This is a genomic window from Streptomyces sp. NPDC059917 (assembly GCF_042730635.1).
In the GTDB taxonomy this organism is placed as follows: Bacteria; Actinomycetota; Actinomycetes; order Streptomycetales; family Streptomycetaceae; genus Streptomyces.
Genome location: NZ_JBHWLC010000129.1, coordinates 1 through 15186, shown reverse-complemented (window position 1 = coordinate 15186; position 15186 = coordinate 1). Strand labels below are relative to the sequence as shown.

The window sequence follows — 15186 nt, the reverse complement described above, 5'->3', positions numbered from 1 at the left end:
GGATGTCCGTGGCGAGGCCACGGACATCCGTCGGACACCCCCTAGACTCGGTCCGGCCGCCGTTTCCGTCGCGGCCCGGGACGCGGCCGCGCCGCCGGTGACGGAGCACGGGGACCGACCAGCGCCCGCACCGACCTTGGGATCCGTCCGTGACCAACAGCCACAGCTACCGTCAGCCCGGTGTCACCCTGACCGACCACCACTTCACGGTCCCGCTCGACCACGACCGTCCCGACGGCGAGCGGATCGAGCTGTACGCCCGCGAGGTCGTGGCCACGGGCAAGGACCCGGCCGCGCTGCCCTGGCTGCTCTACCTGGAGGGCGGCCCCGGCTTCGGCGCCCGCCGCTTCACCGGCCGCCAGGCCTGGCTGGAACGGGCGCTCACCGAGTTCCGGGTGCTCCTCCTGGACCAGCGCGGCACCGGCCGCTCCACCCCGGCGAACCGGCAGACCCTCCCGCTGCGCGGCGGCCCCGCCGAGCAGGCCGAGTACCTCGCGCACTTCCGCTCCGACGCGATCGTCCGCGACTGCGAGGCCATCCGCCCGGCGCTGACCGGCGGTGCGCCGTGGACCGTACTCGGCCAGAGCTTCGGCGGCTTCTGCGTCACCCACTACCTGTCCACCGCGCCCGAGGGCCTCACCGCCGCGCTGATCACCGGCGGTCTGCCCGCCCTCGACGCGAGCGCGGACGAGGTCTATGCGGCGGCGGCCCCGCGGATCGAGCGGAAGAACGCGGCGCACTACGCCCGTTACCCGATGGACGTCGAACGCGCCCGCGCCGTCGCCGCCCACCTCGCCGAGCACCCCACCGAACTCCCCGGCGGGCACCCGTTCACCCCCGAGGCGTTCCAGTCGCTGGGCATCCTCCTCGGCACCGGCGACGGCAGCCACCAGCTGCACTACCTGCTGGAGGACGCCTTCGTCCCCACCCCCGCCGGACCCCGCCTCGGCGACGCCTTCCTGGACGGCGCGCGGTCCCTGCTGTCCTTCGCCGGACACCCCCTGTACGCGCTCCTCCACGAGGCGATCTACGCACAGGACCCGGCGGTCCCCACCGCCTGGGCCGCGGAGCGGACCCGCGCGGAGCACCCGCGCTTCGACGCGGCCAAGACCCTGGCCGGGGACGAGCCGCTGCTCTTCACCGGCGAGAGCATCCACCCCTGGCACTTCACCACCGACCCGTCCCTCGTCCCGGTGCGCGCGACCGCCGAGGCCCTCGCCGCCCGCACCGGCTGGCAACCCCTCTACGACCGGGCGCGCCTCGCGGCGAACGAGGTGCCGGTGGCCGCGGCCGTCTACCACGACGACATGTACGTGGACACCGCCCACTCCCTGGCCACCGCCCGCGCGATCCGGGGCCTGCGCACCTGGGTGACGGACGAGTTCGAGCACGACGGCGTCCGCGCGGGCGGCCCGCGCGTCCTGGATCGGCTCCTCGCCCTGGTCCGCGACGAGGCCTGACGCAGGATCGCTCGGCCGCGGGCGGTGCACCCCGCGCGGTGCCCCGGTGCGGTGGTCGCTCACTCCACCGGCGAGGTCACCGCCCGCAGGCCGTAGTCCAGTTCCGCGCCGTCGACGAGGAGGGCCTCGACCGCCCCTGTCGCGGGGTCGATGTCCGCCGCCATCCCGTCCCCTTCGTACCGGGGGTAGCCCGAGGCTCCGGTCTGCCCGGTCGCCCCGACGACGGCGGAGCGCACGGCGTGCCGCGCGGCGGGGCCGGCGTCCTCGCCCCGGACGTGTTCGGGAACCAGCAGGACCTCGAAGCGCTTCGGTGCGGTCGTCATGCGCCGACGCTAACAGCCCGGCTCCGGGCCCCCGCGGAGCCACGTCCGGGAGGTCGGCAGGGCGGTCCGGTGACGCTGGGGCCCGGCAACGGGTAGCGTCCAGTCGATCATCACACTGCCTGGGGGGCATTCCTTGAGCTTGGCCACCGTCCTACTGGCCGTCGGTCCCGTCGCCCTCGTGACCGGTGCCACCGTCGCGCTGAACGTCCGGGGGAGCGCCGACGGGCTGGAGCGCCGGGCCACCGGCAACCAGCAGCGCGCGATGCACGCCCGGGGAGAGCTCGGGCCGCCCGAGCGGGTCGCGTCAGCGCAGTTCTACCGGTACCTCGCCGCCCTCATCGCCTTCGGCGGGCTCGTGCTCACCCTCGGCGGCCTCCTGGAACTGGTCTGACGGCCGCTCCACCTCCCCGCCGGTCCCGTCGGCCGTCGGTTCGACGAAGGCCCGGGTCAGGTGGGCCGTGGCCAGCAGGGCCCCGCGCCCCACGGCCCGTGCCAGCAGGTCCACACGGGAGGCCCGGGCCGCCGCCGGGTCCACCTCGTGGGCGTACGCCACCGCGGGATCGGCCAGTTGGACCGCGTGCACCCACACGTCGCCGGTGACGACCACGTCCCGGCCCCGCCCACCGGCCGCCGCCACCAGCACCGACTGGTGGCCCGGTGTGTGCCCCGGGGTGGGCAGCAGGGTCAGCCCGTCGCCCAGCCGGTGGCGCCCCTCCACCTCGTGCAGCTGTCCGGCGGCCCGCAGCGGATCCACGGCCCAGCGGCGCACGGGATCCGCCGGGTCCAGGGCGGCGACCTCGGCGCGCTGGACGACGTACCGCGCGGCCGGGAAGAGGGGCTCGCCCGTGGCGTCGACCGACCATCCGGCGTGGTCCTCGTGCAGGTGCGTCAGCACCACCGTGTCCACGTCGGCGGGGGCGATCCGGGCCCGGGCCAGTGCCTCGGGCAGCCGACCCGGTACGGGCGCCCAGCGCGCGGCCGGTCCGTCGGCCGGACCGACCCCCGCGTCCACCAGCACCCAGCGACCACCGGGCCGGGCGATCGCGAAGCACCGGAAGTCCAGCCGCCAGGTGCCGCCGGGTCCCACCGCCCCCGGGTCGATCCGGGCCGCGTGCGCCCAGTGCGCGGCGCGGGCGTCCGGGAACGCCTCCCGGGCCGGTCGGAAGAAGGTCCCGGTGGCGTCCAGCAGGGCCGTCACCCGTCCGCAGCGCTCGGGCGCCGCCGCTCCCGCCGTTGCCGCCGCCGATCCGCCGTGATCCCCCATGCCGCCCCCGTTCCTTCGTGGTTGACGGGTCGTCCGCCGACCCGTCGCCTATCGTGCGCATCATGACCGACGACGCGATCAGCGAACCGAACCAGCTCGAGCCCATGCCCACCGACTGGCAGCGCGCCCTGGCCGTGGTGGCCCACCCCGACGACCTGGAGTACGGCGGCGCGGCCGCGGTGGCGGCCTGGACCGACGCCGGGCGCGAGGTCGTGTACCTGCTCGCCACGCGCGGCGAGGCCGGCATCGACGGCATCGCGCCCGAGGAGTGCGCCCCGCTGCGCGAGGCCGAGCAGCGCGCCAGCGCGGCCGTCGTCGGCGTGCACGCGGTGGAGTTCCTGGACCACCGCGACGGCGTGGTCGAGTACGGCCTCGGCCTGCGCCGCGACATCGCGGCCGCGATCCGGCGCCACCGCCCCGAACTCGTCGTCACGCTGAACCACCGGGACACCTGGGGCGGGGAGGGCGGCGGCGGTTACTGGAACACCCCCGACCACCGGGCGGTCGGCCGGGCCACGCTGGACGCGGCCGCCGACGCGGGCAACCGCTGGATCTTCCCCGAACTCATCACCGAGGAGGAGCTGGAGCCCTGGAACGGGGTGCGTTGGGTGGCGGTGGCCGGGACCAACGCGCCGACGCACGCGCAGGACGCGGGCCCCGGGTTCGAGCGGTCGGTCGCGTCCCTGCTGGAGCACCGCGCGTACATCGAGGGGCTGACCGACGAGGACCCCGAGAGCTACGCGCGCGGCTTCCTGACGATGAACGTGGAGCGGGCGGCGCCGCGGTTCGGCGGCCGCCCGGCGGTGGCCTTCGAGGTCTTCCCGCGCTGACCCTTCCACCGGGCCGGACCGCGCCCTATCCTGACGCATCGTCAGATGTGAGGGAGCCGGGCGTGATCGACACTCTGTCCACGGAGATCGGGAAGGGTGAGGAGCGCATCGGGCTGGAGGTCGCCGACGGCCTCGCGGTCCTCACCCTGTGCCGCCCGGAGAAGCTGAACGGCTGGAGCTGGGAGTCGACGCGGCAGCTCGGCCTGCTCGCGGACCGGATCCGCTTCGACGGCTCCGTCCGGGCCGTCCTGCTGCGGGCCGAGGGGCGGGCCTTCTGCGCGGGCATCGACGTCACCGCCCCCGGCGGAGCGATCACCGGCGCCTCGGCCGCGGAGCGGACCCGCAACTACTACGAGGGCATCCGCTGGGTGCACGAGCGCTTCGCCGTCCTCTCCCGCCTCCCGCAGCCGGTGGTCGCCGCCGTCCAGGGCTACTGCCTCGGCTTCGGCTTCGAGCTGGCGCTGATGGCGGACATCCGGATCGCGGCGGACGACGCCGTCTTCGCACTGCCGGAAGCGGGGCTGGGCGTGGCCGTGGACGCGGGCGGCGACCTGCGGATCGCCCGCGAGGCCGGCGCGGGGTGGGCGAAGCTGCTGGCGCTGACCGGCCGCCGGATCGACGCGGCCACGGCCGAGCGGTTGAACCTCGTCCAACTGGTGACCACGCGCGAGGAACTGGACGCGGCCGCACGGGCGGTGGCGACGCAGATCGCGGCGAACGCCCCGCTCGCGGTCCAGGGCATCAAGCGGGCGGTCGACGCCTACGCCGACGCGGCCCTGCCGGGCGCCCTGGACCGGGTCGCGATGACGGCGGCCCTGACCCTGACCTCCGAGGACAGCCGCGAGGGCTACGCGGCCAAAGCGGCCCGCCGCCCCCCGCGCTTCGAGGGGCGGTAGCACCGGGCCCGCTCACCCCGCGAAGGGGCCGCGGCCCAGTTGGGCGCGGATCGGGACCACCTCCGGGCTGACCAGGGAGCGGCGCTGCCAGTTCGCGCCGTCCACCACCAAGGTGTGCCCGGTGACGAAGCGGGCGTACGGCGAGGCCAGGAAGGTGGCGGCCCAGCCCAGTTCGCGGGGGCGACCGACCCGCAGCGCGGGCTGGCGGCCGTCCTTGCTGTCGGGGCCCGCCCGGTCGAGGCCGCCCCGGATGTCCGCGCTCATGTCGCCGTGCGGGAAGAGGCCCGGGACCAGGCCGTTGATCTGGATGCCGTACGGGCCCCACTCGACGGCGAGGGTCTCCACCAGGTTCTTCACCCCCGCCTTGGCGGCCGCGCTGTGCGCGAAGCCCGGACCGCCCGTCCAGGCGTAGGAGGCGCCGATGTTCACGATCGACCCCGGCGTACCGGCGGCCAGGTGGCGGCGGCCGAACTCGCGGGTCATGAACCAGGTCCCGGTCAAGGTGATGTCGACGACCGCCCGCCAGGCGTTGGGGGAGAGGTCCTCGGCCGGGCAGGGGAAGTTCGCGGCCGCGTTGTTGACGAGCACGTCCGGCAGCCCGAGCGCGGCCTCGGCGGCGTCGAAGACCTCCGCGATCCGCTCCGGGTCCCGGATGTCGCACACGGCCGCCGTCACCCGCCCCGCGCCGGGGACCGCGGCCAGCTCCGCGCGCGCCGCCTGCAACTGCTCGGCCCGGCGGCCCGCGATCACCAGGTCGGCGCCGAGCCGGGCGAACTCGGTCGCGATGGCCTTGCCCAGCCCGGTCCCGCCGCCGGTGACCAGGACCACCTGGCCCGCGAAGGTGCCGGGCGGCAGGGCGGTGGCGCCGGGCGGCGGCGGCCCGGGGAGGCCGCCGGGGGCGGGCGGGGAACCCGGCGCGGGCGGGGCGTGCTCGGGGGACTCCATGGATTCCATGGGGGCATCGATAGCGTGCGCGGCCCGAGATCGCCATGCGCACGGGCAGGCATTCGCGGCGAGGACGTTTCCGGGGATCGGCACGGGGGGAGGCGGCCACTGCGCGCATCCGCCGCGCCCGGCGGCGAGCGGTTCCCGCCCGTTTGGTTCGGTCCGGACGAACTGGTTCCCAACGCGACAAGCGACCGCTTAGTATGCCGGGCGGAGCGTGGTTCATCGACGGCGGCTGGAGGCCCCGGATGCAGGCATGGCGAGTACATACCCCGGGTGAGCCCCGTGAGGCCATGCGCCTCGAAGAGATTCCCGAACCGGTACCCGGTGACGGCGAGGTGAAGCTCAAGGTGCTCGCGGCCAACGTCAACTTCCCCGACGCGCTGCTCTGTCGCGGCCAGTACCAGATCAGGCCGCCGCTCCCCTTCACCCCGGGCGTGGAGATCTGCGGCGAGACCGAGGACGGCCGCCGGGTGATCGCCAACCCGAGCCTGCCGCACGGCGGTTTCGCCGAGTACGTCACGGCGAACGCGCGCGCCCTGCTGCCCGCGCCCGAGAGCCTCGACGACGCCGAGGCGGCGGCCCTGCACATCGGGTACCAGACCGGCTGGTTCGGCCTGCACCGCCGGGCCGGGCTCCGGGCCGGGGAGACGCTCCTCGTGCACGCCGCCGCCGGCGGCGTCGGCAGCGCCGCCGTCCAGCTCGGCAAGGCCGCCGGGGCCACCGTCATCGGGGTCGTCGGGGGCAAGGCCAAGGCGGCCGCCGCGGAGGAGCTGGGCTGCGACCTGGTCATCGACCGGCACACCGAGGACCTGGTCGCGCGGGTCAAGGAGTTCACCGGCGGCCGCGGCGCCGACGTCGTCTACGACCCGGTCGGCGGCGACGCCTACACCGCTTCCACCAAGTGCGTGGCCTTCGAGGGCCGGATCCTGGTCGTCGGCTTCGCCGGCGGCACCATCCCCACCCCGGCCCTGAACCACGCCCTGGTCAAGAACTACGCGATCGTCGGCCTCCACTGGGGCCTGTACGCCGCCAAGGATCCGGCGGCCGTCCTCGCCTGCCACACCGAACTCACCCGGCTCGCGGCCGAGGGCGCCATCAAGCCCCTGGTCAGCGAGCGGGTCCCGCTCGCCGGGGCGGCCGGGGCCGTCCAGCGCCTCGCCGACGGGGTCACCACCGGCCGCCTGGTCGTCGTACCGGCCCTGGACGGAGGCGCCCGGTGACCACCGCCGACGAACTGGTCGAACGCACCCGCGCGCTGCTCGCGGCCCACCCGCCCGCCGACACCTCCCGGACCGGCTTCCTGCGCGCCCGCTTCGACGCCGGACTCGCCTGGGTGCACTACCCCGAGGGCCTCGGCGGCCTCGGCGCCCCGCGCACCCTCCAGGTGGCCGTGGACGCCGAACTGGAGGCCGCCGGAGCGCCCGACAACGACCCGCGGCGGATCGGCATCGGGCTCGGCATGGCCGCGCCCACGATCCTCGCCTACGGCACCGAGGAGCAGAAGCGCCGCTTCCTGCGCCCCCTGTGGGTGGGGGAGGAGGTCTGGTGCCAGCTCTTCAGCGAGCCCGGCGCCGGATCGGACCTCGCCGCGCTCGGCACCCGCGCCGTGCGCGACGGGGACCACTGGGTCGTGGACGGCCAGAAGGTGTGGACCTCCAGCGCGCACACCGCCCGCTGGGCCATCCTGATCGCCCGCACCGACCCGGCCGTGCCCAAGCACCGGGGCATCACCTACTTCCTGTGCGACATGACCGCCCCCGGCGTCGAGGTCCGGCCGCTGCGCCAGATCACCGGCGAGGCCGAGTTCAACGAGGTCTTCCTCACCGGTGTGCGGATCCCCGACGCCCACCGGCTCGGCGACGTCGGCCAGGGCTGGGAGGTCGCCCGCACCACCCTCATGAACGAACGCGTCTCCATCGGCGGCATGCGGATCCCGCGCGAGGGCGGCATGATCGCCCCCGTCGCGGCCGCCTGGCGCGAGCGCCCCGAGCTGCGCACCCACGCCCTGCACCAGCGGCTGCTCGCGCTGTGGGTCGAGGCCGAGGTGGCCCGGCTCACCGGCGAACGGCTGCGCCAGCAGCTCGCCGCGGGAGTACCCGGCCCGGAGGGCTCGGGCATGAAGCTCGCCTTCGCCCGCCTCAACCAGGAGATCAGCGGCCTGGAGGTGGAACTCCTCGGCGAAGAGGGGCTGTTGTACGAGGACTGGACCATGCGCCGACCCGAGCTGGTCGACTTCACCGGCCGCGACGCCGGATACCGCTACCTGCGTGCCAAGGGCAACAGCATCGAGGGCGGGACCAGCGAGGTCCTCCTCAACATCGTCGCCGAACGCGTCCTGGGCCTGCCCGCCGAGCCGCGCGACGACAAGGACCTCGCCTGGAAGGACCTGGCCCGATGACCTCCTCCCTCGACCTGCTCTACTCCGAGACCGAGGAAGAACTGCGCGCGGCGGTACGGGCGTTGCTCGCCGACCGCTGCGCCCCCGCGGCCCTCCTCGGGCGCATCGAGAGCGGCGACCCCTACGACCCGGCGCTCTGGAGCACCCTCGCCTCGGGCATCGGCGCGGCCGGACTCCTGGTACCGGAGAAGCTCGGCGGCCAGGGCGCGGGGCACCGCGAGGTGGCCGTCGTCCTGGAGGAACTGGGCCGGGCCGTCGCCCCGGTCCCCTACCTGACCAGCTCCGTCCTGGCCACCGCGATCCTGCTCGACTGCGACTGCCAGCACCCGGCCGTCGCCGGGCTGCTCGCCGAGCTGGCCGCCGGGACCCGCGTGTGCGTCCCGGTCCTGCCGCTCACCCTCGGCCCCGGCGCGCAGCCCGCCGTCCTGGTGCGGGACGCCGGTGACGGCACGCTGACCGGTACCGTCACCGCGGTCGCGGACGCGGCCGCCGCCGACGTGCTGCTGGTGTTCGCCGAGAGCGGGCTCCACGCCGTCCCGGCCGCGGCGGCCCGGATCGAGGCCCAGGTCCCGCTGGACCTGACCCGGCCGCTGGCGTCCGTCACCCTGGAGGGGGCCCGCGGCACCCGGCTCGCGGACCCGGCCACCGCCCGCGCCGCCCTCGCCGGGGCGCTGCTCTCCGGCGCGGGACTGCTGGCCTCGGAACAGCTCGGGCTGGCGCAGTGGTGCCTGGAGGAGACGGTGGCCCACGTCCGCACCCGGCACCAGTTCAACCGGCCCATCGGCTCCTTCCAGGCCCTCAAGCACCGGCTCGCGGCGCTCTGGCTCGAGGTCGCCTCGGCCCGCGCGGCGGCCCGGGCCGCCGCCGACGCCCTGGCCACCTCGGCCCCGGACGCGCCCCTGGCCGTGGCCGTCGCGCAGGCCTACTGCTCGGGGGTCGCCGTCCGCGCCGCCGAGGAGTGCGTCCAGCTGCACGGCGGCATCGGCATGACCTGGGAACACCCCGCCCACCTCTACCTCAAGCGGGCCAAGGCCGACTCCCTGGCCCTGGGCACGGCGGGCCACCACCTGGCCCTGGTGGCCGACTTCGCCGAACTCCCCGCGCCGTAGCCGCCCCGCGGGGACTTCTGGAGCGGCTCGGCCGACCCGGCGCGTCCCCGCCGCTACGGGGCGAATTCCGTGGCGGGTTCGGTGGCGTAGTGGCTCATCGTGCGGATGGTGCCCGCCGGGGTCGGTTCCTGGCCCGCGGCGATCATCTCCTGGAGGTCGCGGAAGTACTGCACGTACAGGTCGGGCGTGTAGGTGGTGAGCATGACGGCGGGGTGGTCGGTCGGGTTGGCGAAGGTGTGCGGGGCGCCGGGCGGGACCATCACGAGCGTGCCCGCGCTCGCGTCGTGGTCCTCGCGCCCCACCGTGAACCGCACCGTGCCGGAGAGGACGTAGAAGCCCTCGTCGTGCTGGGCGTGGCGGTGCTGCGGCGGTCCGGCCGTGTGCGGGGCGAGCGTGGTCTCGCCGATCCCGAGCCGGTGGCCGGTGGTGCGGCCGTCCTCCAGGATGCGCAGGCGGGTGGTGCCCAGGAGGATCGTCTCGCCGTCGTCGGGGCCGACCACCGATATGGCGGGGTGTGCGTTCGGTACCTGTTGGTCTGTCATGTTCCGATTCCATCCGCCGGGCACCGCCAGCGTCCAGGACCGATCGGGTGCGGCCGATACCTTCCGCGCATCACCGCTGGTCAGCCCCGGTAGGCGGCCGTCGCGATCCGGACGAACGACCGGACCGTCGGGTCCGGATCGGTCCCGGTCCAGGCGACCACCACGCGGCTCGGGGCCATGTCGGGCAGCGGCACGACGACCAGCCCCTCGGGCAGGTGGTGGCCGAGCGGCATCATCCCGACGGTGCCGTTCCAGAGCACGGCCTGCAGGCACTCCTGGACACCGCGCACCACCGGGCCCTCGCGGGGCTCGCCGCCGTGCCAGTACGCCTGCCAGACCGGGTCGGTGCCGGCCGGGAAGCGGAACCAGCGCCGGTCGGCGAGGTCGGCCGGATCGAGGCGGTCCCGCCCGGCGAGCGGATCGTCCGAGCGCAGCACCACGCCCACCGGATCGGCGCGCAGGGCGTGCACGGACAGGCCGCTGCCGTCGAACGGCCCCCGGGTCAGGGCGACGTCGACCAGTCCGGCGCGCAGTCCGCAGGTCGGATCCGTCAGGTCGCTCTCGCGGATGCGGACGTCGGTGGCGGGGTGGCGCCGACGGAACGCGGCGGCCAGCCGGGTCGCGCCCGGGTCGGTGCCGCCGCCCAGGACGCCGAGGGTGAGGGTGGTGGCGCCGGCCGCCGCGGCCACGCGCAGGCGTGCCCGGTCCGCCCGGGCCAGCAGGGCGCGGGCCTCCTCCAGCAGCGCCGACCCGGCCGCGGTGAGCGTGACCCCGGTGGCGGAGCGGTGGAACAGCGCCGCGCCGACGTCGCCCTCCAGCTGCTTGACCGCCCGGCTCAGCGGCGGCTGGCTCATGTGGAGCCGCGCGGCGGCGCGGCCGAAGTGGAGTTCCTCGGCGACGGCCACGAAGTAGCGCAGCGTGCGTAGCTCCATGCGGGCGACGATACCGGCGCGCGGGGGCCGCCCCGCACCGCGCTTCCCGGCCGGAACGGGCCCCGAACCCGACCGGATTCGGCGGGGGCACGCCTGTCGCGGCCCCGGCGGTCGGAGTTACCGTTGCGGCACCGCGGGGGCGGTCGAGGGGGGAGCGGCATGTTGGACGAGGCGATGGTCGCGTTGGCGGCTTCGGTGGGATCGGGCGTCGTACAGGCAGCCGGGACGGACGCCTGGACGGCGCTGCGCGGCCGGTTGGCCCGGGTGCTCGGCCGCGGCAACGCGCACCACGAGGGCGTGCAGGGGGAGCACCTGGACCGGACCGCGGCCGAACTGGCGGCGGCCGGGGACGGTGGGCCGCAAGGTGGCGGCAGCGCGGAACGGGCCCGGCTCGGCACGGTCTGGCGGACCCGGATCGAGGTGCTGTTGGAGCAGTTGGACCCGGCCGAGCGGGCGGTGGTCGCGGCGGAACTGCGCACGCTGCTCGGCGAGGCGGCGCCGGCGGCCGGTGCGGGCGTCGCGCACAACGTGTTCCACGGCCCGGCGGCGATCATGTCCGGGGACGGGAACGTCCAGGTGAACCGGTTCGACGCGCGCCCGTGAGCGGGACCGCGAACGGCGGGGGCGAGGACGCTCCCCGGGCCGACGGGCGCGCCGGGGACGCCTTCCACGGCCCGACCGGGGTGCAGCACGGCAGCGGGAACTTCCAGGTCAACCTGCACGAGCACCGTACGGGCATCATCCTCACGGCCTGTGCGGTCGCGCTGGTGTGCGCGGTCGTGGTGATCGCCGTCCGGCTGGACGCGGACGCGGGCGGCGGCTCCGCCGCCCCGCCCACCGCGATCCCGGGCGCGGGCACGGACAAGGGCACGGCGGACACCGATCGGGCGGGCCTCGTCGGGCAGTTGGTGAACGACGGCAGCGGGCTGTGCCTGCGGGCGGCGGGCGCCGGGGACGGCCTCGCACCGGTGCAGGACTCCTGCACCGGGGCCGCGGCGGCGACCTGGACCCTGCGCGCGCGGGACGACGGCGCGACCCGCACGCTGCGCGACGGGCTCGGCGGCCGGTGCCTGACGGCGACGGGCTCCGAGAACTCCGCCCCCGCCGTCCAGCGCGCCTGCGACCCCCGGCGGGACGGGCAGTCGTGGCAGCTGCTGTGGGGGAGCGGCGACCGCGCGGGCCACTTCGTGCTGCGCGCGGACGGCAACTCCAAGTGCCTGATGGTGCAGGGAACCGCGGCGGGCCGCCCCGCGGCGCAGACGTCCTGCGGCGAGCAGTACGCCGACCAGTGGTGGCACCTCGTGCCGTGAGCGGCCGGACCCCCGCCGGGGGTGTTCTCCGAGGCCGAGCGGGACCGGCTCGTCGGCGCGGCGATCGAGCGCATCGTGCCCCGACGGAAACCGCGGAAAAGAATTTCTCCCGGTGATGTCGAGAACGCCCGTCCGGCTCCGTCCCCGTGGTGAAGGCGGCCACAATGGGTCGCACCAGCACCGAGGAGGCACCCCATGGCCAAGTACCTGCTGCTCAAGCACTACCGCGGCGCTCCGGAGGCGGTCAACTGCGTCCCCATGGACCGGTGGACCCCGCAGGAGATCACGGACCACGTGCGGTACATGCAGGACTTCGCGGACCGGCTGGAGAAGACCGGGGAGTTCGTCGACGGTCAGGCCCTCGCCCCCGAGGGGACCTTCGTGCGGTACGACGGCGAGGGGCGCCCGCCGGTCACCGACGGACCGTTCGCCGAGACCAAGGACCTCATCGCCGGCTGGATGGTGATCGACGTCGACAGCTACGACCGCGCCGTCGAGCTGGCCGGAGAGCTCTCGGCCGCCCCCGGGGCGGGCGGCAAGCCGATCCACGAGTGGCTGGAGCTGCGCCCCTTCCTGTCCGCGCCGCCCACCATCACGGAGTGACCCCGCGATGAGCACTCCGATCGACGGGGCCCTGATGCGGAGCCTCACCCCGGGCGTGCTCGGGATCCTCGTCCGCCGCGGAGCCGATTTCGCGGCGGCCGAGGACGCCGTCCAGGACGCGCTCCTCGAGGCGGTCCGGGTCTGGCCGGCCGAGCCGCCGCGGGACCCGAAGGGCTGGCTGGTCACCGTGGCCTGGCGCCGGTTCCTCGACGCGACCCGGGCGGAAACCGCCCGCCGCCGCCGCGAGGACCTCGTGGACGAGGAGCCGGCGCCCGGCCCCGCCTCCGCGCGGGACGACACGCTCCAGCTCTACTTCCTGTGCGCCCACCCCTCGCTGACGCCGTCGTCCGCGGTCGCGCTCACCCTGCGCGCCGTGGGCGGGCTGACCACGCGCCAGATCGCCGGTGCCTACCTGGTGCCCGAGGCGACCATGGCGCAGCGCATCAGCCGGGCCAAGCGGACCGTCTCCGGCGCGCGGTTCGACCGCCCCGGCGACGTGGCCACCGTGCTGCGCGTCCTCTACCTGGTCTTCAACGAGGGCTACTCCGGCGACGTCGACCTCGCGGCCGAGGCCATCCGGCTCACCCGGCAGCTCGCGGACGCGATCGACCACCCCGAGGTGGCGGGACTGCTCGCGCTCATGCTGCTGCACCACGCCCGGCGCGCCGGCCGCACCGCGCCCGACGGCGGCCTGGTGCCGCTGGCGGAGCAGGACCGGACCCGGTGGGACACCGGGGCCATCGCCGAGGGCGTCGCGATCCTGCAGGCGGCCCTCGCCCGCGACCGGCTGGGCGAGTTTCAGGTCCAGGCCGCCATCGCGGCGCTGCACGCCGACGCGCCCACGGCCGGTGAGACCGACTGGGTGCAGATCGTCGAGTGGTACGACGAACTCGTGCGCCTGACCGACAGCCCGGTCGTCCGGCTCAACCGTGTGGTGGCCGTCGGCGAGGCCGACGGGCCGCGCGCCGGGCTCGCGGAGCTCGCGGCACTGGACGCCGCCGCGCCGAAGGGGGCGCCGGTACCCCGCAGGGCCGCGGTGGCGGCGTACCTCCACGAGCGCGACGGTGACCTGGCGGCGGCGGCCCGGCTCTACGCCGAGGCGGCGCGCGCGGCGCCCAACCTCGCCGAGCGCGACCACCTGACCCGCCAGGCCGCTCGACTCAACACCCTTCTGCGCGGCTGACGTTGTGCCCGGGCGGCTCCGCGCGACCCCGTGGAGCCGGTCGATCGGCGCCGGGAGAACAGGAGGGCCGCGCGCTGCAACCGGGACGCTCTGATGGGGCGTCATGCGGGCGACGGGGCAACGCGTCCCGAGTCTGGAGAAGACGACATGGCTGTCGGCTCACGCGCCAGATCGATGGTGTTGGGCGGGGTATCGGCGCTCGTGATCGGCGGGCTCCTGCCCGCAACGGCAATGGCGGCCCCCGCGCCCGACGCGGGGGCGCCGCGCTGGAGTGCCGCCGAGCTGCCCGGCGGCGACGCCGTACTGAGCGCTTCGGTCAAGCCCGACGCGCACACCACCTGGGCGGCGGGTTTCCGGGTGGACGACGACGGGGGCGGCGTCTCGTTCCGGCCCGTCCTGTACGCACACGACGACCGGCGCGGCGGCGCCTGGACGGAGCGGCCGACCGCCCCCGGGGTGAGCGGCCGGGTCAACGCCATCGCGGCGACCTCGGACCGGGACGCCTGGTTGGTCGGCGACGCCGACGGCGAGGGCCAACCCGCGATGACGCAGCACTGGGACGGGCGCGCATGGCGGGAGAAGCCGGCGGCGATGCCGGACAACTCCCTCGGCGGCGGCCTGTTGGGCGTCGCCGCGGTGGCGCCGAACGACGTGTGGGCGGCGGGCTGGACCCAGGCACTCGACGAGCGGATACCCGACCCGGACGGGTCGACGCAGATCATCGACCACATGGAAGGCCTCGTCCAGCACTGGGACGGGCGCGCGTGGAAGCGCGCGGAGCTGCCCAAGGGATACGCGAACTGGGGGCTGAACGCGATCTCGGCGTCCGGCCCGAACGACGTCTGGGCGGTCGGCAGCGGCTACGGCGACGACGACCGGCCGGTCGTCCTGCACTACGACGGCCGCTCCTGGAAGCAGTTGCCGACTCCCCCCTACGGCGGTCTGTACGGCGAGTTCAACAGCGTCGTCGCCAACGGGCCGGGTGACGTGTGGGCGGTGGGCCGCACGATCCTGGACGAGAACGACCGCGGGCACGCGCTGATCATGCACTGGAACGGACGGACGTGGACGCGCGTGGCCGGGCCCGCCGAGGCGGGGTCCCTGACGGGCGTAGCCGCCGCGCCGGGCGGCGTCGTCGCCGTCGGGCGGATCCTCGGCGCCGACGGGGGATTCGCCCTACGGGTCTCCGGCTCGCGGGTGACCTCGCTCGGCTTCCCGGCGAGCACGGCGCAGCGGTCGTACGCGCCCTGGACGGTCGCCGCGACCGGCCGCGAGGTGACGGTCAGCGGTTCCGCCCGCGGCGCCGGGGGGTCGGGTCCGCTGCCCCTGTTGCTGACCACCCGCTTGTGACGCGCAGGCGTCGTGCCGCGCCGACCGCGGCGCGGCAC

17 protein-coding genes are annotated in these 15186 nt (G+C 75.6%); 12 read left to right on the top strand and 5 right to left on the bottom strand.

Translation table 11 applies throughout. From position 1 onward, the window contains the following. The first annotated feature begins 149 nt into the window (after positions 1 to 149). Complete coding sequence (locus ACFWAR_RS37655; RefSeq protein WP_385787717.1) at positions 150 to 1460, top strand: alpha/beta fold hydrolase; 1311 nt, start codon at positions 150 to 152, stop codon at positions 1458 to 1460. Positions 1461 to 1519: 59 nt separating this feature from the next. Here ACFWAR_RS37655 and ACFWAR_RS37650 read toward each other — a convergent pair whose 3' ends face one another. Continuing rightward, complete coding sequence (locus ACFWAR_RS37650; protein ID WP_385787714.1) at positions 1520 to 1783, bottom strand: hypothetical protein; 264 nt, start codon at positions 1781 to 1783, stop codon at positions 1520 to 1522. A 133-nt stretch (positions 1784 to 1916) separates the two neighbouring features. Here ACFWAR_RS37650 and ACFWAR_RS37645 point away from each other — a divergent pair, with 133 nt between their 5' ends. After that, on the top strand, positions 1917 to 2174 hold the full coding sequence (locus ACFWAR_RS37645; protein ID WP_385787711.1) for a hypothetical protein: 258 nt from the start codon (positions 1917 to 1919) through the stop codon (positions 2172 to 2174). Here ACFWAR_RS37645 and ACFWAR_RS37640 read toward each other — a convergent pair. After that, on the bottom strand, positions 2088 to 3047 hold the full coding sequence (locus ACFWAR_RS37640) for an MBL fold metallo-hydrolase (RefSeq protein WP_385787708.1): 960 nt from the start codon (positions 3045 to 3047) through the stop codon (positions 2088 to 2090). The genes ACFWAR_RS37645 and ACFWAR_RS37640 overlap by 87 nt on opposite strands. Positions 3048 to 3109: 62 nt before the next feature. Here ACFWAR_RS37640 and ACFWAR_RS37635 point away from each other — a divergent pair, with 62 nt between their 5' ends. Together ACFWAR_RS37635 and ACFWAR_RS37630 are read left to right on the top strand one after the other, a co-directional pair. Beyond that, positions 3110 to 3877, top strand: a complete 768-nt coding sequence (locus ACFWAR_RS37635; protein ID WP_385787705.1) for a PIG-L deacetylase family protein — start codon at positions 3110 to 3112, stop codon at positions 3875 to 3877. Positions 3878 to 3939: 62 nt separating this feature from the next. After that, a complete protein-coding gene (locus ACFWAR_RS37630; protein WP_385787702.1) occupies positions 3940 to 4773 on the top strand; it encodes an enoyl-CoA hydratase/isomerase family protein in 834 nt (277 codons plus the stop codon). Positions 4774 to 4785: 12 nt separating this feature from the next. Here the strand turns inward: ACFWAR_RS37630 and ACFWAR_RS37625 are convergent, their stop codons facing one another. Beyond that, complete coding sequence (locus tag ACFWAR_RS37625; protein WP_385787699.1) at positions 4786 to 5727, bottom strand: SDR family oxidoreductase; 942 nt, start codon at positions 5725 to 5727, stop codon at positions 4786 to 4788. Between the two features lie 239 nt (positions 5728 to 5966). Here ACFWAR_RS37625 and ACFWAR_RS37620 point away from each other — a divergent pair, with 239 nt between their 5' ends. From ACFWAR_RS37620 to ACFWAR_RS37610, 3 genes are read left to right on the top strand one after another with little or no spacing between them, the layout of a single operon-like run. Beyond that, positions 5967 to 6941, top strand: a complete 975-nt coding sequence (locus tag ACFWAR_RS37620; RefSeq protein WP_385787696.1) for an NADPH:quinone oxidoreductase family protein — start codon at positions 5967 to 5969, stop codon at positions 6939 to 6941. Next, positions 6938 to 8119 (top strand): acyl-CoA dehydrogenase family protein, encoded by a 1182-nt coding sequence (locus tag ACFWAR_RS37615; RefSeq protein ID WP_385787693.1) that lies wholly within the window; start codon positions 6938 to 6940, stop codon positions 8117 to 8119. Before ACFWAR_RS37620 ends, ACFWAR_RS37615 begins: the two co-directional genes overlap by 4 nt. Next, positions 8116 to 9228: an acyl-CoA dehydrogenase family protein gene (locus ACFWAR_RS37610; RefSeq protein WP_385787690.1), complete on the top strand. Its 1113-nt coding sequence runs from the start codon at positions 8116 to 8118 to the stop codon at positions 9226 to 9228. Before ACFWAR_RS37615 ends, ACFWAR_RS37610 begins: the two co-directional genes overlap by 4 nt. A gap of 53 nt (positions 9229 to 9281) precedes the next feature. Here ACFWAR_RS37610 and ACFWAR_RS37605 read toward each other — a convergent pair whose 3' ends face one another. Both ACFWAR_RS37605 and ACFWAR_RS37600 read right to left on the bottom strand, forming a co-directional pair. Beyond that, positions 9282 to 9770 (bottom strand): cupin domain-containing protein, encoded by a 489-nt coding sequence (locus tag ACFWAR_RS37605; RefSeq protein WP_385787687.1) that lies wholly within the window; start codon positions 9768 to 9770, stop codon positions 9282 to 9284. 80 nt (positions 9771 to 9850) lie between these two features. Continuing rightward, entirely contained in the window at positions 9851 to 10702 is an 852-nt protein-coding gene (locus tag ACFWAR_RS37600) for a LysR family transcriptional regulator (RefSeq protein WP_385787684.1), read from the bottom strand. A gap of 159 nt (positions 10703 to 10861) precedes the next feature. Between ACFWAR_RS37600 and ACFWAR_RS37595 the strand changes: the two genes are divergently transcribed. The 5 genes from ACFWAR_RS37595 to ACFWAR_RS37575 all read left to right on the top strand — a co-directional run bounded on the left by ACFWAR_RS37595 (position 10862) and on the right by ACFWAR_RS37575 (position 15148). Then, positions 10862 to 11305: a hypothetical protein gene (locus ACFWAR_RS37595; RefSeq protein ID WP_385787681.1), complete on the top strand. Its 444-nt coding sequence runs from the start codon at positions 10862 to 10864 to the stop codon at positions 11303 to 11305. Further along, on the top strand, positions 11302 to 12012 hold the full coding sequence (locus ACFWAR_RS37590) for an RICIN domain-containing protein (RefSeq protein WP_385787678.1): 711 nt from the start codon (positions 11302 to 11304) through the stop codon (positions 12010 to 12012). Before ACFWAR_RS37595 ends, ACFWAR_RS37590 begins: the two co-directional genes overlap by 4 nt. 195 nt (positions 12013 to 12207) lie before the next feature. Next, entirely contained in the window at positions 12208 to 12615 is a 408-nt protein-coding gene (locus ACFWAR_RS37585) for a YciI family protein (protein ID WP_385787675.1), read from the top strand. Positions 12616 to 12622: 7 nt separating this feature from the next. Beyond that, positions 12623 to 13798, top strand: a complete 1176-nt coding sequence (locus ACFWAR_RS37580) for an RNA polymerase sigma factor (RefSeq protein WP_385787672.1) — start codon at positions 12623 to 12625, stop codon at positions 13796 to 13798. 147 nt (positions 13799 to 13945) lie between these two features. Beyond that, positions 13946 to 15148: a hypothetical protein gene (locus tag ACFWAR_RS37575; RefSeq protein WP_385787669.1), complete on the top strand. Its 1203-nt coding sequence runs from the start codon at positions 13946 to 13948 to the stop codon at positions 15146 to 15148. Positions 15149 to 15186: the final 38 nt, after the last annotated feature.